The following is a 19,593-nucleotide window of genomic DNA, read 5'->3' on the forward strand; positions in this document are numbered from 1 at the left end:
ACCCCGCGAGCCACCCGGCTTGGCGGGGTTTTTTTATGCGTGCCGGCGGTCGCGCGGCGCGCTCGGCGTAATTTGATCGCGGTGCGCACAGTCAATCTCAACTGACGGGCGGCAAAATGCTAAAATCACTGCCTCCTTAAACTGTATGCAATGAAACCGAAATGACTGAAATCAAAATCGAACATAATCCCAGCGAAGAGCGCTTGCGGGAACTCGGCGTGTCAGGCTGGGCAATTTGGGAAAAAGAAATCTCCAAGTTTCCGATAGACTTTGATGAAACCGAGTGCGCCTATGTGCTGGATGGTGAAATTCTGGTAACCCCGGCGGGCGGCGAGCCGGTGAGGATTTTACCGGGTGATCTGGTGGTGTTTCCGGCCGGATTGGATAGCCAATGGGAAGTGGTAAAGCCGCTGCGCAAGCATTACAGCTACGATTTTCCGGACGGTATTTGATTTTCGCCACCAATGATAAAGGCATCGCAAGATGCCTTTTTTTTGCCCGTTGCTGTGTGTTATTCAGGTAGGATCTTGAAAAAGTGTGGTTTGTAGGTCGCCGGTATTTATGTCCGGCACTGAAATTGCTGCATTTGTTTGTTCACGGGCCGGCTGTTGCGGTGGTCACCGATAAATGGTCCCAACCATTAATCCGAATGTGGAAAAGAAATATGAAAGTTTTGTATTTGATGTCGTTATGCATATTTTTGATGCCGGGATGTGCCGAAAGGGCCGTCGACAGGCCGGCTGCAATGACAGCGGCGGCAGCGGTCAAGGACGCCAAGGATGACGCCTGCAAGGTGCTGGCGGCTCCGGACAGGCGTTGTTCGCAAACTGTCACCGCCGCGTTTTCGGAGCAAGGCGCGCTTTGGCTGGCCTGGGTACAAAGCGACCATGTTTTTGTGCAGTTTTCCTTGGACAAGGGCTTGAGTTTTTCCGCGCCGGTGATGGTTAATCCAATTGCCGAGTCGGTAATTGCCCATGATGAATACCGCCCCAAAATTCAGCTGGATAAACAGGGAAACATTTACCTGACCTGGAGCCGCAGTCTGGAAAAGCGCCATACCGGCCACATTCGCTTCAGCCGCTCAGTGGACGGCGGCAAGACTTTCTCCGCGCCGGTAACCATAAACGATAACTTGGAGGAAATCAGCCATCGATTTGATAGTTTGGCGGTTACCGAGAGTGGCGAAGTGTTTGTGGCTTGGTTGGATGCGCGCGACAAGGTTAGGGCTACGCAAGCGGGCATGGAGCATCCGGGTACTTCGCTTTACTATGCCTGGTCCGATAATCGGGGCGTGACGTTCAAAACCAATAAACTGGCCGCGCCGCATACCTGCGAGTGTTGCCGCTTGGGAACGGCAATCGACAAGGATAATCTGCCGGTGGTGATTTGGCGGCACGTGTTTCCGGGCGGGATCCGGGATCATGCCTTGTTGAAATTTACAGCCTGGAACCAACCCGGCGAAATAAAGCGCTTGAGTCAGGAAAATTGGAAAATCGATGCGTGTCCGCATCATGGTCCGGCGCTGGCGGTAGCCGAAGACGGGGCTTATCACGCCGTTTGGTTTAGTGGAGCGGAAGGGCGGCAGGGCTTATTCCATGCGCGTTCAAAAGATCAGGGGCGGAGTTTTTCGACCGCCATGCCGTTTGGAGGGCAGGGCGCCAAGCATCCGCATCTGGCGGTCAATGGTCAACATGTTGCCATCGTTTGGCTTGAATTTGACGGCAGCAACAGCGTGGTCAAATTGTTGCAATCGTTTGATGGCGGCCATGCATGGGAGGAAGCCAAAAACATCGCTCAGGCGGCGGACACCGCCGATTACGCATTCTTGCTGGCTTATGATGATGTCATGTATTTGTCATGGCAGACGCGGCAAGGGTATCGGATTGAGGTGTTGGATGAGCTTTTATGAATTAGCCCGCCTTCAGCTTAATGTGTGTTTTAACGTTGTTTAAATATCGCCGGGGTAGCGCAATGTGATGCTGTTAACGCATCTGATGAAATCAGTCCGACGATTATGTGACCAGGGTCGCGCGATTTCGGCTTGTGTAAGGGATATGACGCAGTCTGTTTTAAAAACAGGTCAAATGACCCAATATTGCTCGTGAAGCGGTGGGCGAGACGGGGTGTTTGACGGATAAAGGAAGCAGAATACAAGTTAAGTCATTGTTAAATATGTGTAATCAGGTGTTGGCCGGCACTTTGCGTTTTCATGGCGCTGCTCCCGGTATTCCGTTTGGGGTGATAACTCTGGATGATCGGCTTTCCCGGGAGGTGGATAAATCAATTCAGGAAACACCGTACATGCCTACAAAAAATAAAATCGCGCCGGCCATGGTTCTATTGCCGAGCGTCATGTCATTTCCGGCAAGTGGCTTTGCCGCCCCGGCAAGCGAAGCCGACGCCACCAAACTGGAGGCGGTGGAAGTCACTTCGACCGAACAGCCGCTGTTTTCCAAAACGGCAAAGGCAAGCCCAACCCATGAAGTACAGGTCAAGGAAGTCGAAAAATTCGTCAATGCGACCACGGTGGAAGATTATCTAAGATTTTCCCCATCGCTGAATATCCGCAAGCGTTATATCGGCGATCCGAACGGTTCTTTGGGCATGCGAGGCTCAAATGTGTTCCAGACCGCGCATTCCATGGTTTTCGCCGATGGCATGCCGCTGCATAATCCCTTGCGCACCAGTTTCAATGGAGCGCCGCGTTGGTCCATGGTGTCGCCTTCCGAAGTCGAATCGGCCGACGTGCTGTACGGGCCGTTTTCGGCCCAGTATGGCGGTAATTCCTTTGGTGGCGTGGTGAATCTGAACACCCGCATGCCCGACAGATTCGAAGCCCACCTGGATGCCATGGGTATGTTTCAGACCCTGCATCGTGGCGGTCGTAACGAAACCTTGACCGGCTATAAAACCAATATTTCCGCCGGCAACCGTTTCGATAAGTTCAGTATTTTCGGCTCATACAATCGGTTGGAAAATGAAGGCCAGCCCATGACGCCGCGCACGACGGCGTTATCGGGGACGGGCGGCATCGCTGTTAACGGGCCGTTTAACGAGCCGCAACCCAATACCTCGCCGGGTATTTACTATGGCGACGATGGTTTGGCCAGAACAACAACCGACTTGTTTAAAGTCAAAATAGGTTACGACTTTACGCCCGATTTGCAGGGACGTTTTACCGTGGCCTATGAGGAGCGTGCCGGCGAAAGCAACGATCCCTTGAGTTTATTGAAAGATGCGTCGGGTAAGACTCTTTGGGGTGGGGCGACAGCTTCGGGCAATAGCGCCAATGCCACTTATAATCTGGATGGCAGCAGATTCCGCGTGCCGGGTTCGGCATTCAATGTCTCGGAATCCGAGCGTCAGACCATCAATTTAGGCCTGGGTTTAAAAGGCAAGATTTCCAACGATTGGAGTATCGACACCAATGCCAGTTATTACGATGCCTTTCGCGACAAGTCGGTATCGTCTTCGCTAAATTCCGCCCATCCCTTAAATCAAAATAAAGGCCAGATTAATGATATCGATGCCTGGTGGGCCAATTACGATCTGAAACTGTCGACCGATAATTTTCTGGAAAACAAGGACTTGTCGTTTATGGGCGGTTATCAGTTTAACCACGCGTCCTTGAACAACAAAACCTACAACAGCAATAATTATACGGCCGGTTCCAGGGCGCGCATCACCAACGATAGCGGCGGCGCAACGCAAACCAACAGTGTGTTTTCGCAACTGGAATGGCGTTTTATGCCGGATTGGGCCGTCATGGCCGGCGTGCGCCTGGATAATTGGCAGGCCATGGAGGGCCACGTGTATACCGCGACCAGCACGGAAAATTATGCCGATCGCGACGCCAGCCGGATTTCTCCGAAAGCATCGCTGGAATTCTCTCCGGATGTCTGGACTTTCAGATATTCGTTTTCCAAGGCCTATCGCTTCCCGATTGCGGAAGAGCTATTTTTGAGCAATTCGCGCTTCAACAGTACAACCGTGGCTTATCCGGGATTGGGGCCTGAAAACGGTTATTTCCATAATTTGATGGCGCAGTACGATTTGCCGAGAGGTTTCGTGCGGGCGAACTTCTTTTACGATTTGATCAACGACGAAATTGCCAATACCCTGCAAAACTTCGGCAATGTCGCCGTGACCACGTTTCAGCCTATCGAGCAAACCGAAACCATAGGCGTGGATTTGACGTTTCAGCAAAACCGCTTGTTTGACTTGCCGCTGGACTTTATGGTCAACGGAACGTTCATGAATAAGAAAATCACCAAAAACAGTCGCAATACCGGGTTGGTGGGTAATGAATGGGACCGGATCCCCAAGTTGCAGGTCAATACCTCGGCAACCTATCATATATTGCCGGTATGGGATTTTTCCGCGTCAGTGCGCTATCGCAGCGATGTATTTCAACGTTTGGATAACAGCGACACGCAAGCCAATGTCTTCGGCGGCACCGATGAATACACGTTTGTCGACCTGAAAACCAGCTATCAGCTGCCGGTTTACCATAATCTGAAGAGTACGATTTCGGCCGGTATAGACAATGTGCTGGATCAAAACGTCTACGAAAACCACCCCTTTCCGCTTAGGACTTACTTCGTGAAAGCTTCTATCGATTATTGAGCTTTCAGTAAGAGACAATTCGGCACCGACTCCCGTCGGTGCGAGCTTTTCGAATCACCGGGCCGTCAAGCGCCGGGATGTGTTGGGCGAGGGCTTATTTGAGTCAGTGCAAAAAAATAACTGAAACAGCCGAGGGAAGCATGCTGAAGCGGTTTCAGCCATTCAAATAAGGGTGCTTACTAAGGGTGTTTCAAGGGCTGAGTTTGGCGATTTGGGCTTCAAACTCTTCGATTTTCAAGGCGCCGCTTTTGCCGATCCGGGTGTGCGTGGAGCTGTAAAAATAGGTCCTGGGTAATTCGCCATACCAAGCCGGGTCAATTTCATAGCGCAGTTTTTGCGCGTCATCGTCGCCGAACACCCAGTTTTCCAGATCGTTTAATGCATGACGGGCCAGGATGTTTTTCACTTCCGGCGTGGCGCTGGGTTCGTCGGTAGATAGCATGATGATTTTGATTTCCGGATGTTTAAGCCGTATTTCGGACAAAACGCTCATGTCTTTGATGCAGGAGGGGCAATCCACCGACCAGATGGCCAAAATAAACGGTTGGGCGGCGTTTTCACGCAGGATTTGTTGATAACTGCCGGGATTGAACGTCTTGGTAAAACTATCTTGTGCCTGGACGTCGTAAATCGAAAGCGCGGCAAGCAATAGGGCTGTCGGTGCTGGTTTGATTATCATGTGCTACCTGTTCGGAAGAGTGGGGATGGGTTGCATGATATATCGGAGCGGGCGTTTGCGCCAATGGCATTGCCGGGAACTTCGTTTGAATCCGGAGCGGTTAATCGCCGCTCCGGCATCGGTTTGGCTAGGTTCTGAAGCTGCCTACCGTGGTGCGCAGTTGGTCGGCCAACGCCAGTAGTTCGTTACAGGCGTCGGCGGTGTTTTTGGCGCCGACGGATGTTTCTTCGGACACATGGCTGATATTGCTGATATTGCGGTTGATTTCTTCCGCTACCGCCGTTTGTTCTTCCGCGGCGCTGGCGATTTGATTGTTCATGTCGTTGATCGTATCGATACGTTGGCTGATCGACGTAATGGAACCTCCCGCCGAAGCTGCCTGGTCGACGCTGGAAGCGGCCCGCTTGCGGCCGTTATCCATCACGGAAACGGCTTTTTTGGCCCTGTCCTGCAAGCGCTCTATGGTTTGCTGAATTTCCAGCGTGGAGTTTTGGGTGCGGCTGGCCAGCGTTCTGACTTCGTCGGCCACCACGGCAAAACCGCGGCCTTGTTCGCCGGCTCTGGCGGCTTCGATAGCGGCGTTGAGCGCCAATAGATTGGTCTGCTCGGCTATGCCTTGGATCACGCCAAGCACTTCGCCTATGCTGTTGCTGTCATTCTCCAGTTCATGAATCACGCTGGCGGCATTTTCCACTTCCGAAGCCAGGCTGTTGATACCGTTGACGGCATCGTTGACGATGTTTTTGCCGATAGTGGCTTCCTGGTCGGCCGTTTCAGCGGCTTCGGAGGCCTTGACCGCGTTTCTGGCCACTTCCTGTACGGTCGAGGTCATTTGTTTCATCGCGTTGGCTACCAGGGTGGTTTCCTGTAATTGGCGCTCGACGCCTTTTTGCGTAGTCTGGGTGATGTTGGCCAGTTTGTGCGAGGCTGTGGCAAGCTTCTCGCTGGTAACGCTGATTTCATCCACGGTTTTGGCGATTTTTTTGACGAACGAGTTAAAGCTGGACGCCACCCAGGCAAATTCGGACTTGCCGGAAGCGTTCAGTCTTGCCCTCAAGTCGCCGTCACCGCTGCATATTTGTTGTAAATTCAGGGCTAAATCGGTCAAGGGGCCGATGATGATTTTGCCCATCACAAAATAACCGGTAAAGCCGATCAAAAACAGGCCCAGAAATAAAAACCCGAAGGCGTAATACATTTCCGTTTTATAGCCGGACAATGCCACATCGAATGGCGTGATAATTTCAAAAGCACCGTGTAAGTCGCCGGCGCGGCGGTTTTCCATCGGATAGCCCAGCAAGTCCTTGCCTTGTTCGTTGTTCCACAAGGTAGCGGAGGTGGCGGGGTCGCCGTGGCATAATTCGCATTGTTTGACCATTTTGACGGGTCTGAAGTAACGAATTTCCTGCTTGTCTTCATCGATGATGCTGTACTCGGTCAGCGAAGGATCGGTTTGAAAAATCTCCAGAACCTTGCGTTCCGTTTCGTCGGGGGCATTTCTGGGAGGATTGCGTGGGTTAAGCGCCGGGGCTTTAAAGCGGAAGCCGCCTTCCTTGGCCTTGGCTTCTATAACGTCCCAGGCATTGGCGGTCGGTACGGTGGAGATTATCAATTGCCTGGCGTCGGCGGGAGATTTGGTTTGGGACAGTTCGATCAGCTTTTCCGGTGAATACAGGCCCGATTCCCATTTTTTCACCACATTGTCGCGAATGGATTCCGATACCAAAAGCAATTGGCGGGAGGTTTCTATTTTTCGATCGAACAAATTCTGCTTTTGAGCGTTTGAGAAGGCAATCAAAACACCGATTCCAACAATCGTAAGAACACCCATGGTTATGGCAACCACTTTTACTCCGACGGAATGCCAGTTCATCATCAACATTCGAAACTCCTACAAACACTTTATAAATTATTATTCTGAATTCTCTTGCCGTATTTGGCTGGAGACAGGCGCCGAAAGTATAGCTTACAATCTATCGACCACTAACTAAAAACTTTATGAAGTATGCGGAAAATCAAAGTTCTGTTCGTCTGCATGGGCAATATCTGTCGTTCGCCGACCGCCGAAGGTGTCTTTAATGCCTTTATCGCCCGTCGAAATCTCTCGCACGCATTCGAGGTGGATTCGGCGGGTACCCATGCCTATCATGTTGGTGACGCGCCGGACCTGCGCGCGCAAAAGGCGGCCAGGGAGCGAGGGATCGAACTAGGGCACTTAAAGGCCAGGAAGGTCGGTGCGAAAGATTTTGAAATCTTCGATCACATACTGGTCATGGATGAAGAAAATCATGCCATTTTGTCCGAGTCATGTCCCGATGGACACAGGCACAAAATTCGCCTGTTCCTGGAGTACGCGCCGCATCTACGGCAAACCGAAGTGCCCGATCCTTATTACGGCGGTTCCTACGGATTTGAAAGGGTGCTGGATTTGGTGGAAGCCGCTTCCGAAGGCTTTATTGAAGCTCTGCAACGTGAAGGTATGTTAACCAATTGAAAGGGGGCGCTTATGGCCATAGTATCCAACACCGTCAATTATCTGGACCAGGACACGCTATTGGAGGGTCTGTTTGCCTATGACGATGCCATCGAAGGCGCGCGTCCCACCGTGTTGATTCACCATGCCTGGGCCGGTCGCGACGCCTTCGTGGCCGACAAGGCCGAAAAGCTGGCGGCATTGGGTTACCTGGCGTTTGCTACCGACATGTACGGCAAGGGTGTTGTAGGCCGTTCGCGGGAGGAAAACGGTCGGCTGATGCAACCATTCATGCAAGATAGAGCCAAACTGCAACGGCGACTGCATGCGGCGCTGGCAACCGCCAAATTGTTACCTTGGGCCGACAATGCCCGCGTGGCGGCGATAGGGTTTTGCTTCGGCGGATTGTGCGCGCTGGATCTGGCGCGCACCGGTGTGGACATTCTGGGCGTGGTGGCGTTTCACGGCTTGCTGACCCCGCCGGAAAATATTCCTGATCCGCAGATCAAGGCCAAGGTTTTGGTTTTGCACGGTCATGACGATCCGATGGCGCCGCCCGAGCAGGTGTTGGCATTGCAAGCCGAATTGACCAAAGCGGGCGCCGATTGGCAGATGCACGTTTATGGCGGCACCATGCATGCATTTACCAATCCCGTGGCCAACGATCGGGACTTTGGTACGGTCTATCAGGCCTCGGCGGATCAGCGCTCATGGCGGGCCATGCAAAACTTTTTCGCCGAGATTTTTGCCTGACTTGATCGGTGGGCATTTGCTATAATCGCCGGCTTTACGAGCCAAGCCGGCGCAAAATGGATCTGATGCGGCTGGCTAACCCGTCGAGCCCGAAACGCTTGGCTGAATTGGAACCACGGACCCATGTCAGACTTCGCTAAAGAAATCATTCCGGTTAATCTCGAAGACGAGATGAAACAATCCTATCTCGATTACGCCATGAGCGTGATTGTGGGCAGGGCGCTCCCCGATGTCAGAGATGGCTTGAAACCGGTTCACCGCCGCGTGCTGTACGCGATGAACGAACTCGGTAACGACTGGAACAAACCTTATAAAAAATCCGCCCGTATCGTCGGTGATGTGATAGGTAAATATCACCCGCATGGCGATACCGCTGTTTACGACACCATGGTGCGGATGGCGCAGCCATTCTCCTTACGCTACATGCTAATCGACGGCCAAGGCAACTTCGGTTCGGTGGACGGCGATTCGCCGGCGGCGATGCGCTATACCGAAGTCAGGATGTCGAAAATCGCCCACGAATTGCTGGCCGATCTGGATAAGGAGACCGTGGATTTCGTCGCCAACTACGACGAATCCGAATCCGAGCCGACCGTGATGCCCACCCGGATACCCACCCTGCTGATCAACGGCTCGGCCGGGATTGCCGTCGGCATGGCCACCAACATTCCGCCGCACAATCTGACTGAAATCGTTTCCGCCTGTCTGGCGTTGATCGAAAACGCCGACCTGAGCATTCCGGAATTGATGCATATCGTGCCGGGCCCGGATTTTCCCACCGCCGGCATCATCAACGGCGCCTCCGGTATTTATGAAGCCTATACGACAGGTCGCGGGCGGATTTACATCCGGGCCCGCTCGCATTTCGAAGACATCGGCGACAGCGGCCGGCAAGCCATCATCACCACCGAATTGCCCTACCAAGTCAACAAAGCCCGCCTGCTGGAGAAAATCGCCGAACTGGTCAAGGAAGGCAAGCTGGAAGGCATCTCCGGTCTGCGCGACGAGTCCGACAAGGACGGCATGCGCATGGTGATCGAACTGCGCCGTGGCGAAGTGCCGGATGTGGTTTTGAACAATCTGTACAAGCAAACCCAGATGCAGACGGTGTTCGGCATCAATATGGTGGCTTTGCTGGACGGCCGTCCGCATTGCATGAATTTGAAGGAAATTCTCAGCGCTTTCATCGACCACCGGCGGGAAATCGTTACCCGCAGAACCATTTACAATCTGCGCAAGGCGCGGGAGCGGGCGCACATTTTGGAAGGTCTGGCGGTGGCGCTGGCCAATATTGACGAGATGATCGAGTTGATCAAAACTTCGCCGAATCCGCAGGAAGCCAAATCCGGTTTGTTGGCCAAGACCTGGAATGCCGGTCTGGTGGCGGCCTTGCTGGATAGGGCCGATGCCGCTCGCTCCCGTCCGGAAGACCTGGGCGCCGAATTCGGCATGGCCGACGGCTTTTACCGTTTGTCGGAAGCGCAGGCCCAGGCGATTCTGGATTTACGCCTGCACCGTCTGACCGGGCTGGAGCAGGAAAAGATCGTCAACGAATACAAGCAACTGTTGGAGCTGATCGACGAATATCTGCATATTCTCGGCAGCGATGTAAGGTTGATGGAAGTGATCAGGGAAGAGCTGGAGGATATCAAAAACCAGTATGCCGATGCCCGGCGCACCGAAATCATTCAGGATTATTCCAACCTGTCGGCGGAAGATTTGATTACCGAAGAAGACATGGTGGTGACCATGTCGCACGAAGGTTATGTCAAAACCCAGCCCTTGACTGATTACAAGGCCCAACGTCGCGGCGGACGGGGCAAGTCGGCCACCGCCACCAAGGAAAACGATTTTGTCGACAAACTGATCATCGCCAATACCCACGACACCATTCTGTGCTTCTCTTCGCGCGGCAAGGTCTATTGGTTGAAAGTTTACGAATTGCCCGTGGCCAGCCGGGCCTCGCGCGGCAAGCCGTTTGTGAATTTGTTGCCGCTGGAAGAGGGCGAGAAAATCAACGCCATGCTGTCGGTGCGCGAATACAGCGAAGATAAATTCGTCTTCATGGCCACCGCCTCCGGCACCGTCAAAAAAACCCCGCTGACCGAGTTTGCCTTCCAGTTGGCCAAGGGCAAAATCGCCATCGATTTGCGCGACAACGATACCCTGGTGGGCGTGGCATTGACTGACGGCCAGCAAAACGTGCTGCTATTCAATAGCGACGGCAAGGCGGTATGTTTCAACGAAACCGACGTGCGTCCGATGGGCCGAACCGCGGCCGGCGTGCGCGGCATGCGTTTGCAGGAAGGCCAGAAAATCATCTCGTTGATCATTTCCAGCGAAGGCACGGTGTTGAATATCACCGAGAACGGCTTCGGCAAACGGACCCGAATCGAGGAATTTACGCCGCACAAACGCGGCGGCCTGGGCCTGATTGCTATTCAGACTTCGGAGCGCAACGGGTCTGTAGTCGGCGCGGTGCTGGTTAACGATGGCGACGAAATCATGCTGATTACCAATGCCGGTACCTTGGTCAGAACCCGGGTCAACGAAATTTCCGTGGTCGGCCGTAACACCCAGGGCGTGACGGTGATTCGACTGGATAAGGGCGAGAAAGTGGTGGGTGTCGATCGTATCGAGGGCTTGGGCGACGATGAGGAAGGCGTCGACGATAGCGATTTAAGCAGTGATGATGCCGCCATCGGCGGCGGAGAGGAAGAATAATGGCCAGGATTTACAACTTTAGCGCCGGCCCGTCCATGTTGCCGGAAGCGGTACTGGTAAAAGCCCAACAGGAAATGCTGGATTGGCGGGGCAGCGGCATGTCGGTGATGGAAATGAGTCACCGCGGAAAGCACTTCATGGCGATTGCCGAAACCATGAAAAACGATTTGATCGAACTGATGGCGATTCCGGCCAACTACAAGGTGTTGTTTTTGCAAGGCGGTGCCAGCGCGCAGTTCGCCATGATTCCGCAAAACATTTTGAACGGCAAAACTACCGCCTGTTATGTAAATACCGGTGCCTGGTCGACCAGTGCCATCAAGGAAGCCGGCAAATATTGCGAAGTCAAAACGGTCGCCAGTTCCGAGGAAGGCAAATTCACCGGCATTCCCGCCTTCGAAAAATGGCGGATAGATCCCGCTGCGGCCTATTTGCATTACACCTCCAACGAAACCATACACGGCGTCGAATTCAATCAGGTGCCCGAAGCGGGCGGGCTGCCCTTGGTCTGCGACATGTCTTCGAATATTTTGTCGCGGTCGGTGGATGTCGGTCGTTACGGCATTATTTACGCCGGCACCCAGAAAAACATGGGGCCTTCCGGCGTCACAGTGGTGATTGTGCGGGAAGATCTGGTCGGCTTGGCGCCGAAATCGGTACCGTCGGTATTCAATTATCAGCAACAAGCCAACAGCGATTCCATGCTGAATACGCCGGCTACCTATAACTGGTATCTGCTGGGTTTGGTGTTGCAATGGCTGAAAGCCGAGGGCGGGGTGGCCGCGATCGAACAACGTAATATCCAAAAAGCCGACAAGCTGTACCAGGCTATCGATCAGTCCAGCCTGTATAGCAATCCGGTGGACAAGGATTGCCGCTCGCGCATGAACATTCCGTTTGTGTTGGCGGACGCTGCCTTGGACAAGGAATTTTTAAAGCAAGCGGAACTGAATGGCTTGAGTACGCTGGCGGGGCATCGTTCGGTGGGCGGCATGCGCGCCAGTATCTACAATGCCATGCCGGAGGCCGGGGTCGACGCCTTGATTGAATTTATGGCCGAGTTCGAGCGTAGCCACTAGCATGACCAGCATCATCCCGTTGTCGGAATTACGCACGCAAATCGATGCGATCGATCAGCAGATTCTGCAGTTGATCAATCAGCGGGCCCACTGCGCGATTGAAGTGGCCAGAACCAAGCAGGCCGAGGGCGAAACCGGCAGTTTTTACCGGCCGGATCGCGAGGCGCAAGTGCTGCGGCGCATCAAGGAACTCAATCCGGGGCCTTTAAGCGACGACGCGGCCGCCCACTTGTTCCGTGAAGTGATGTCCGCCTGTCTGGCACTGGAAAAACCCCTGGAAGTCGCCTATCTGGGGCCGCAAGGCACGTTTACCCAACAGGCCGCCTTCAAGCATTTTGGTCATGCGGTCAAGGACGTGCCGGTAGCCACCATTCATGAAATATTTCAAGCGGTGGAAACCGGGCATTGCCAGTTCGGCGTGGTGCCGGTGGAAAATTCCACGGAAGGCGTGATTGCGCATACCCTGGACCGATTCATGGATAGTCCGTTGAAGATTTGCGGCGAAGTGGAAATCCGGGTGCATCAAAATCTGCTGGGCAAGATGGATAGCCTGATCGGCATCAATGAGGTGTTTTCGCATCAGCAATCCCTGGCCCAATGCCGGCAATGGTTGAATAGCTATTTGCCGGGCGTGCCCGTGACCGCCGTTAGCAGCAATGCCGAAGCGGCGCGTCTGGCGTCGCTGGATCACGGCAAGGCCGCTATAGCCGGATTGATGGCGGCCGAATTGTACGATCTGAATATCATCGAAAAGCATATCGAAGACGAAGCCAACAACACCACCCGCTTTATCGTCATCGGCGCGCAACAGCCGGTGTCGACCGGGCTGGATAAAACTTCCATACTGGTTTCGACCGGTAATCAGTCCGGTGCCCTGTACCGCATATTGGGGCCGTTTGCCGAATACGGCATCAGCATGGTACACATCGAATCTCGGCCGTCCCGGCAAGGCTTGTGGGATTATGTGTTCTTCATCGACATCGAAGGCCACAGGGACGACGAGGCCGTCGCCAAGGCGCTGCAAGTGCTGCAAAGCAATGTCAAAATGTTGAAAATCTTGGGTTCTTATCCCAAAGCCGTCATTTAACCGATTACTACATGAACAAATTTTTAGAACTTGCGTTGGCCGGCGTTCAGCAACTGGTGCCGTATGTGCCCGGCAAGCCGGTGGAAGAATTGCAACGCGAATTAGGTTTGAGCGAAGTCATTAAACTAGCTTCCAACGAAAACCCGCTCGGCACCGGCACCAAGGTAGCCGCCGCTATCCAGGCGACCTTGCCTGAACTGACCCGCTATCCCGACGGCAGCGGATTTGCGCTGAAAACCGCTCTGTCGGACAAATTGGCGGTGCTGCCGGAGCAAATCACCCTCGGCAACGGTTCCAGCGAAATCCTGGAATTGGTCATGCGCACCTTCGTGACGCCCGAGCATGAAATCGTATTTTCGCAGCATGCTTTTGCGTTGTATCCGATCTTGACCCAGGCGGTCGGCGCAACCGCGCGCGTGGTGCCGGCCAAGGATTTTGGTCACGATTTGACGGCGATGCTGGCGGCCGTGACCGACAAGACCCGGGTGGTGTTCATCGCCAATCCCAACAACCCCACGGGTACCTTGCTGGCGGCGGATGCGCTCGAACAGTTTGTCTCCGCCTTGCCGAGCCGGGTGTTGTGCGTGCTGGACGAAGCCTATCACGAATTTGTCGCCCCCGCCGTCAGAACGGAATCCTTGCATTGGCCGCAACGCTATCCCAATCTGATCGTTACCCGCACGTTTTCCAAAGCCTATGGTCTGGCCGGCTTGCGCATTGGTTACGGTGTCTCTTCGCTTGAGGTGGCGGATTTACTGAACAGGGTCAGGCAGCCGTTTAATTCCAATATGCTGGCCCTGGCCGCGGCGGAAGCGGCGCTGGGCGATACGGAATATCTGGCGGAAACCCTGGCCGCGAACAATGCCGGCATGGCGCAGTTGACGGCGGCGTTTAAAATCTTGGATTTGCCCTGGATTCCATCCTCCGGCAATTTCGTCTCGGTCGATATGAAACAAGCGGCCATGCCGCTTTACCAAGCCCTGCTGCAAAAAGGCGTCATCGTGCGGCCGGTGGCCAATTACGAAATGCCCAACCATTTGCGGGTCAGCATAGGCACCGAACGAGAAAACCGGATTTTCATCGATGCGCTGACCCAGGTGTTGCAAGGTGTTTGAGCGCCTGTGCATTATAGGCATCGGTCTGATCGGCGGCTCTATCGCCAAGGCCGCGCGCGCCGAAGGCTTATGCAAGCAGGTGGTGGCGCTGGGTCGGGAAAAGAACCTGCCCAATATGCAACGCGCGCTGGAACTGGGCGTCATCGATGCCTTTTACACCGATGCGGCTCGGGCGATGGCCGGTAGCGATTGCGTGATCATTTGCACGCCGGTTGGCAGCATCCAGGCTATTTTCGAACAACTCAAGCCGCATTGGAACCCGCAAACCCTTTATAGCGACGCCGGCAGCACCAAGGCTAGCGTGATCGACGCGGCGCGGGCCGTGTTCGGCGAGGTGCCGGGCAATTTCGTGCCGGCGCACCCGATTGCCGGTGCCGAGCGCAGCGGCGTCGAGGCGGCGAAGGTGGATTTATACAGGAATCGCCGGCTGATCATTACCCCGCTGGCCGGCACTGATAGCCAGGCGGTGGATAAACTCGGCGAGTTCTGGCGGCGCATCGGTTCCAGCGTATCGTTGATGACCGTCGAGCATCACGATACGGTATTGGCGGCTACCAGCCATCTGCCGCATCTGCTGGCCTTTGCGCTGGTGGGTCTGTTGGGGCGCAAGGACGAGCAGCGGGAGATATTCAAATATGCCGCCGGCGGCTTCAAGGATTTCAGTCGCATTGCCTCCAGCGATCCGACCATGTGGCAGGATATCTGTCTGGCCAATAAGCAGGAAATCATTCCGTTGATGCAACAATTTCAAGCCGAGTTAAAGCGTATCGAGCAGCTGCTGCAAAACGACGACGCAGCCGCTTTATTCGACACCTTCAGCTATGCCAAGCAAGCCCGGCAACGTTTTCTCGAAACTTTTGACGATCCATCTTAACCACTATGTCTTCATCTAATAACGTTATTTTCCAGGTACAACCCGGCGGCAGTCTAAACGGCGAGATACGCGTGCCCGGCGACAAGTCCATGTCGCACCGATCCATCATGTTGGGCTCGATTGCCGAGGGCGTCACCCATGTGCGCGGTTTTTTGAATGCCGAAGACGCCATGTCCACGCTGGAGGCATTTCGCGCCATGGGCGTGGAAATCGAAGGTCCGGTCAACGGCGAAGTGACCATCCACGGCGTCGGCAAGCACGGTTTGAAAGCGCCGACAAAACCGCTGTATTTGGGTAACTCCGGCACCTCGATGCGCTTGTTGAGCGGCCTGTTGGCCGGGCAGCCCTTCGATTGCACGCTGACCGGCGACAAGTCGCTGGAATCGCGGCCGATGAAGCGCGTCACCGCGCCGCTGGCGCAAATGGGCGCGGTAATCGAAACCCGGGAAAACGGTACCGCGCCGCTGCATATCAAGGGTCAAGCCGGCAAATTGCAAGGCATGCATTACGATATGCCGATAGCCAGCGCCCAGGTCAAATCCTGCCTGTTATTGGCCGGTATGTATGCCGAAGGCGAGACCAGCGTTACCGAACCGGCGCCAACCCGCGACCATACCGAGCGTATGCTGAACGGTTTCGGCTATCCGGTGACGCGCAAAGGCAGTACCGCCAAAATCAATAACCAGGGCAAACTGACGGCGACAGAAATCGATGTGCCCAGCGATATTTCCTCGGCGGCATTTTTTCTGGTCGGTGCCAGCATTGCGCCCGACTCCGATGTGACGTTGAAACATGTCGGCATCAATCCGACCCGTACCGGCGTGATCGATATTCTGCGCTTGATGGGCGCCAATATCGAAGTATTGAACCCGCGCGAAGTTGGCGGCGAGCCGGTGGCCGATCTACGGGTGCGTTCCGCGCAACTGAAAGGGATCGATATTCCGGAAGAATTGGTGCCGCTGGCCATAGATGAATTCCCGGTGCTGTTTGTCGCCGCGGCCTGCGCCGAAGGCCAAACCGTTTTGACCGGCGCCGAGGAATTGCGGGTGAAAGAGTCCGACCGGATTCAGGTAATGGCCGATGGCTTACAAATCCTCGGTGTCGATGCGCAAGCAACCAAGGACGGCATGATAGTGCGGGGCGGCGGCAATATCGGCGGTGGCGAAGTGGATTCGCACGGCGACCACCGTATCGCCATGTCGTTTTCGATAGCGGGTTTGCGCTCATCGGCGCCGATCACCATTAAGGATTGCGCCAACGTCAATACCTCGTTCAAGGAATTTCCAAGCTTGGCAACCCAGTTGGGCTTGAAGTTGAGTACGCTCTGATATGTCGGCGGCGGTTTTAACCATAGACGGTCCCAGCGGCGCCGGCAAGGGCACGGTCAGCCGCGCGGTTGCCAGATTGCTCGGCTGGAATTACCTCGATAGCGGTTCGATTTATCGTTCCCTGGCAATCGCCTGTTTGGACGCCGAATTGGACTTTACGAATGTCGAGGCGGTTTGCGAAGTCGCCAGAAACATGGTTTTGAGCTTCGATTGCGGCGAGAATTTGCTTGTTAGACTGAACGGCAGCGACATTACATCGCGGTTAGGTAGCGAAACCACCGGTAATGCGGCGTCCATCGTCGCGGCTTATCCGCCGGTGCGAGCGCTCTTGCTGCAAAAACAAAAGGATTTTCGACGGTCGCCCGGATTGGTGGCGGACGGCAGGGATATGGGCAGCGTAGTGTTTCCGGATGCTCCGTTCAAGGTGTATTTGACCGCCAGCGCGGAAGAAAGGGCGAATCGGCGTTATAAGCAGTTGATTGAAAAGGGAATCGATGCTAACCTTTTGCAGATTACCCGAGAGATTGAAGAACGTGACCGTCGCGACAGCGAACGGGCCACTGCTCCGCTGATCGTGCCGGAAGGCGCGGTGACTATCGATTCCTCCCGTTTAAGCATTCAACAGGTGATAGACGCGGTAATGAGTTTAGTCCGTTAGGGCTTTATTGGCGACTGCCTCGCGGCGGTTATTTTTTAATTTTATTGATAAGAGAAAACTTGTTGGTGTTTTAACAAGTTTGGGAAAGTAGAGAAATGAGCGAAAGCTTTGCACAGTTATTAGAAGAGAGTTTTGCCAAGACTGAAATGCGTCCTGGCGCCATGTTAATGGGTACCGTGATCGATATCGAGAATGAATTCGTTATCGTCAGCACCCAAGCCAAATCGGAAGGTGTGATCCCGAAATGGCAGTTTTTAAATGCGGATGGCGATCTGGAAGTCAATGTCGGCGACGAAATCGAAGTGGCTCTCGACATGTTCGAGGACGGCTTGGGTTCAACTCTGCTTTCCCGCGATAAAGCCAAGAAAAGCAAGGCCTGGACCGAATTGGAAAAAGCCTTCGAAACCCAGGAAACCATTATCGGTCGCATCAACGGCAAGGTCCGCGGCGGCTTTACCGTGGCGGTTGGCGCATTGCGCGCGTTCCTGCCGGGTTCATTGGTCGATGTGCGTCCTATTCGCGACACCACTTTCCTGGAAAATCGCGATCTGGAATTCAAGGTCATCAAAATCGACCAAAAACGCAATAACGTCGTCTTGTCGCGTCGTGCGGTCGTCGAAAGCGAATACAGCGCCGAACGCGAGGAATTGGTCAAAACCCTGCAGGAAGGCGCCATCGTTACCGGTATCGTCAAAAATCTGACCGATTACGGCGCGTTTATCGATCTGGGCGGCGTGGACGGCTTGCTGCACATCACCGATATGGCATGGCGCCGCGTGCGTCACCCATCCGAGTGCGTGGAAATCGGCCAGGAAGTCAAAGTCAAAGTCCTGAAGTTCGACAAGGACAAAACCCGCGTCTCGTTGGGCATGAAGCAAATGGAAGAAGATCCATGGCAAAACATCGCCCGCCGTTACCCGGCCGGCACCCGCGTGTTCGGCAAGGTCAACAACCTGACCGACTACGGCTGCTTCGTGGAAATCGAAGAAGGCGTCGAAGGCTTGGTGCACGTCTCCGAAATGGACTGGACCAACAAAAACGTCAATCCATCCAAAGTGGTGCAATTGGGTGACGAAGTCGAAGTCATGGTGCTGGAAATCGACGAAGAGCGCCGCCGTATTTCGCTGGGCATGAAGCAATGCCGTTCGAACCCATGGGATGAATTTGCCGCCACGCATAACAAAGGCGACAAAATTTCCGGCAAAATCAAATCCATCACCGACTTCGGTATCTTCATCGGTCTGGATGGCGGCATCGACGGTCTGGTGCACATGTCCGACATTTCCTGGAACGAGAACGACGAAGAAGCCATTCGCAACTACAAAAAAGGCGACGAAGTTGAAACCGTCATCCTGGCCGTCGACCCCGAGCGCGAGCGTATTTCCCTGGGTATCAAACAGCTGGAGCAAGACCCCTTCCAAAACTATATCGCTTTGAACGAAAAAGGCGCGTTGGTTAAAGGTGTTGTGAAGGAAGTCGATGCCAAGGGCGCGGTGATCACTTTGGCGGACAACGTGGAAGGCTATCTGCGTGCCGGTGAAATTCAACGCGATCGGGTCGAAGATGCCAGCAAGTTGCTGAAAGTCGGCGACGAAATCGAAGCTAAATTTGTCGGCGTCGACAAGAAAACCAAATCCATTTCCTTGTCCATCAAAGCCAAGGATGTCGAGGAAGAGTCAAACGCCATTAAGGATTATTCGTCACAAAATGCCGGCACGGCAACACTGGGCGATATCTTTAAACAAATGGACAAATAAATCCGTCCGGGGCGATGTGCCGGCACATCGCCCTTTTTCGATTACTCAGGGTTGGATGTGACAAAATCAGAATTGATAGAAGTGCTGGCGCGCAAGCAGCCGCATCTTCCGCTTAAAGATGTTGAATTGGCCGTGAGATGCGTGGTCGATCATTTGAGCGACACGCTGGCAAGTGGAGAACGTATCGAAATTCGCGGGTTTGGCAGCTTTTCCCTGCACCATCGCTCGGCGCGACTGGGCAGAAATCCAAAAACAGGCGAATCCGTGTCCCTCACCGAAAAGCATGTGCCGCATTTTAAACCTGGCAAAGAACTGCGCGACATTGTCGATGCATCCAGGGAGAAATTTAAAATCGTCGATTAAGGCCGCGGGTTTTAGTCGCAAATTTCCATTTCGGGACAGGCAAATTTACAATCCCTGCCTGTCTCTTTCAATAAACA

The 19,593-nt window shown here is 54.1% G+C and carries 16 protein-coding genes; 14 read left to right on the plus strand and 2 right to left on the minus strand.

Translation table 11 applies throughout. From position 1 onward, the window contains the following. Nucleotides 1–161 precede the first annotated feature (161 nt). The 3 genes from NP590_RS01560 to NP590_RS01570 all read left to right on the plus strand — a co-directional run bounded on the left by NP590_RS01560 (nucleotide 162) and on the right by NP590_RS01570 (nucleotide 4,626). A complete protein-coding gene (locus NP590_RS01560; RefSeq protein ID WP_256600391.1) occupies nucleotides 162–452 on the plus strand; it encodes a cupin domain-containing protein in 291 nt (96 codons plus the stop codon). Nucleotides 453–745: 293 nt separating this feature from the next. Next, nucleotides 746–1,909, plus strand: coding sequence for a sialidase family protein (locus NP590_RS01565; protein WP_256600392.1), 1,164 nt, complete (start codon nucleotides 746–748; stop codon nucleotides 1,907–1,909). A gap of 392 nt (nucleotides 1,910–2,301) precedes the next feature. Then, a complete protein-coding gene (locus NP590_RS01570) occupies nucleotides 2,302–4,626 on the plus strand; it encodes a TonB-dependent receptor (protein WP_256600393.1) in 2,325 nt (774 codons plus the stop codon). 190 nt (nucleotides 4,627–4,816) lie between these two features. On the opposite strand, the gene NP590_RS01575 is transcribed toward NP590_RS01570, so the two are convergent. Both NP590_RS01575 and NP590_RS01580 read right to left on the minus strand, forming a co-directional pair. Next, on the minus strand, nucleotides 4,817–5,305 hold the full coding sequence (locus NP590_RS01575) for a TlpA family protein disulfide reductase (RefSeq protein ID WP_256600394.1): 489 nt from the start codon (nucleotides 5,303–5,305) through the stop codon (nucleotides 4,817–4,819). Nucleotides 5,306–5,432: 127 nt separating this feature from the next. Then, a complete protein-coding gene (locus NP590_RS01580) occupies nucleotides 5,433–7,187 on the minus strand; it encodes a methyl-accepting chemotaxis protein (protein ID WP_256600395.1) in 1,755 nt (584 codons plus the stop codon). A 123-nt stretch (nucleotides 7,188–7,310) separates the two neighbouring features. Between NP590_RS01580 and NP590_RS01585 the strand changes: the two genes are divergently transcribed. From NP590_RS01585 to NP590_RS01635, 11 genes are all read left to right on the plus strand, one after another. Continuing rightward, complete coding sequence (locus NP590_RS01585) at nucleotides 7,311–7,799, plus strand: low molecular weight protein-tyrosine-phosphatase (protein WP_256600396.1); 489 nt, start codon at nucleotides 7,311–7,313, stop codon at nucleotides 7,797–7,799. 12 nt (nucleotides 7,800–7,811) lie between these two features. Further along, nucleotides 7,812–8,531, plus strand: a complete 720-nt coding sequence (locus NP590_RS01590; RefSeq protein WP_256600397.1) for a dienelactone hydrolase family protein — start codon at nucleotides 7,812–7,814, stop codon at nucleotides 8,529–8,531. 123 nt (nucleotides 8,532–8,654) lie between these two features. Beyond that, entirely contained in the window at nucleotides 8,655–11,255 is a 2,601-nt protein-coding gene (gyrA, locus tag NP590_RS01595; protein WP_256600398.1) for a DNA gyrase subunit A, read from the plus strand. Then, nucleotides 11,255–12,334, plus strand: a complete 1,080-nt coding sequence (serC, locus tag NP590_RS01600; RefSeq protein WP_256600399.1) for a 3-phosphoserine/phosphohydroxythreonine transaminase — start codon at nucleotides 11,255–11,257, stop codon at nucleotides 12,332–12,334. The genes gyrA and serC overlap by 1 nt, the downstream gene beginning before the upstream one ends. 1 nt (nucleotide 12,335) lies before the next feature. Beyond that, nucleotides 12,336–13,421 (plus strand): prephenate dehydratase, encoded by a 1,086-nt coding sequence (gene pheA / locus NP590_RS01605; RefSeq protein ID WP_256600400.1) that lies wholly within the window; start codon nucleotides 12,336–12,338, stop codon nucleotides 13,419–13,421. 11 nt (nucleotides 13,422–13,432) lie between these two features. Next, nucleotides 13,433–14,536, plus strand: coding sequence for a histidinol-phosphate transaminase (gene hisC / locus NP590_RS01610; protein ID WP_256600401.1), 1,104 nt, complete (start codon nucleotides 13,433–13,435; stop codon nucleotides 14,534–14,536). Further along, nucleotides 14,529–15,410: a prephenate dehydrogenase gene (locus tag NP590_RS01615; RefSeq protein WP_256600402.1), complete on the plus strand. Its 882-nt coding sequence runs from the start codon at nucleotides 14,529–14,531 to the stop codon at nucleotides 15,408–15,410. Before hisC ends, NP590_RS01615 begins: the two co-directional genes overlap by 8 nt. Nucleotides 15,411–15,415: 5 nt before the next feature. Further along, nucleotides 15,416–16,738 carry a 3-phosphoshikimate 1-carboxyvinyltransferase gene (gene aroA / locus NP590_RS01620; RefSeq protein ID WP_256600403.1) on the plus strand — a complete coding sequence of 441 codons (1,323 nt, stop codon included), beginning with the start codon at nucleotides 15,416–15,418 and terminating at the stop codon, nucleotides 16,736–16,738. 1 nt (nucleotide 16,739) lies between these two features. Continuing rightward, the gene (gene cmk / locus NP590_RS01625) at nucleotides 16,740–17,396 is read left to right on the plus strand and encodes a (d)CMP kinase (RefSeq protein ID WP_256600404.1); all 657 of its coding nucleotides are present in this window, start codon (nucleotides 16,740–16,742) and stop codon (nucleotides 17,394–17,396) included. A 95-nt stretch (nucleotides 17,397–17,491) separates the two neighbouring features. Then, nucleotides 17,492–19,153: a 30S ribosomal protein S1 gene (rpsA, locus tag NP590_RS01630; RefSeq protein ID WP_256600405.1), complete on the plus strand. Its 1,662-nt coding sequence runs from the start codon at nucleotides 17,492–17,494 to the stop codon at nucleotides 19,151–19,153. Nucleotides 19,154–19,210: 57 nt separating this feature from the next. After that, nucleotides 19,211–19,516: an integration host factor subunit beta gene (locus tag NP590_RS01635; RefSeq protein ID WP_013818551.1), complete on the plus strand. Its 306-nt coding sequence runs from the start codon at nucleotides 19,211–19,213 to the stop codon at nucleotides 19,514–19,516. The last annotated feature ends 77 nt before the right edge of the window (nucleotides 19,517–19,593 follow it).

Origin of the sequence: Methylomonas subterranea (assembly GCF_024505185.1) — a bacterium.
Classification (GTDB): Bacteria; Pseudomonadota; Gammaproteobacteria; order Methylococcales; family Methylomonadaceae; genus Methylomonas; species Methylomonas subterranea.

Excerpts from the sequence above, each read along its gene's own strand:
- NP590_RS01570 (WP_256600393.1), top strand. The coding sequence starts at position 2,302 with ATGCCTACAAAAAATAAAATCGCGCCGGCCATGGTTCTATTGCCGAGC.
- aroA (WP_256600403.1), top strand. The coding sequence starts at position 15,416 with ATGTCTTCATCTAATAACGTTATTTTCCAGGTACAACCCGGCGGCAGT.
- rpsA (WP_256600405.1), top strand. The coding sequence starts at position 17,492 with ATGAGCGAAAGCTTTGCACAGTTATTAGAAGAGAGTTTTGCCAAGACT.
- NP590_RS01590 (WP_256600397.1), top strand. The coding sequence starts at position 7,812 with ATGGCCATAGTATCCAACACCGTCAATTATCTGGACCAGGACACGCTA.
- NP590_RS01585 (WP_256600396.1), top strand. The coding sequence starts at position 7,311 with ATGCGGAAAATCAAAGTTCTGTTCGTCTGCATGGGCAATATCTGTCGT.
- cmk (WP_256600404.1), top strand. The coding sequence starts at position 16,740 with ATGTCGGCGGCGGTTTTAACCATAGACGGTCCCAGCGGCGCCGGCAAG.
- NP590_RS01565 (WP_256600392.1), top strand. The coding sequence starts at position 746 with ATGACAGCGGCGGCAGCGGTCAAGGACGCCAAGGATGACGCCTGCAAG.
- NP590_RS01580 (WP_256600395.1), bottom strand. The coding sequence starts at position 7,187 with ATGTTGATGATGAACTGGCATTCCGTCGGAGTAAAAGTGGTTGCCATA.
- NP590_RS01575 (WP_256600394.1), bottom strand. The coding sequence starts at position 5,305 with ATGATAATCAAACCAGCACCGACAGCCCTATTGCTTGCCGCGCTTTCG.
- pheA (WP_256600400.1), top strand. The coding sequence starts at position 12,336 with ATGACCAGCATCATCCCGTTGTCGGAATTACGCACGCAAATCGATGCG.
- gyrA (WP_256600398.1), top strand. The coding sequence starts at position 8,655 with ATGTCAGACTTCGCTAAAGAAATCATTCCGGTTAATCTCGAAGACGAG.
- hisC (WP_256600401.1), top strand. The coding sequence starts at position 13,433 with ATGAACAAATTTTTAGAACTTGCGTTGGCCGGCGTTCAGCAACTGGTG.
- serC (WP_256600399.1), top strand. The coding sequence starts at position 11,255 with ATGGCCAGGATTTACAACTTTAGCGCCGGCCCGTCCATGTTGCCGGAA.
- NP590_RS01560 (WP_256600391.1), top strand. The coding sequence starts at position 162 with ATGACTGAAATCAAAATCGAACATAATCCCAGCGAAGAGCGCTTGCGG.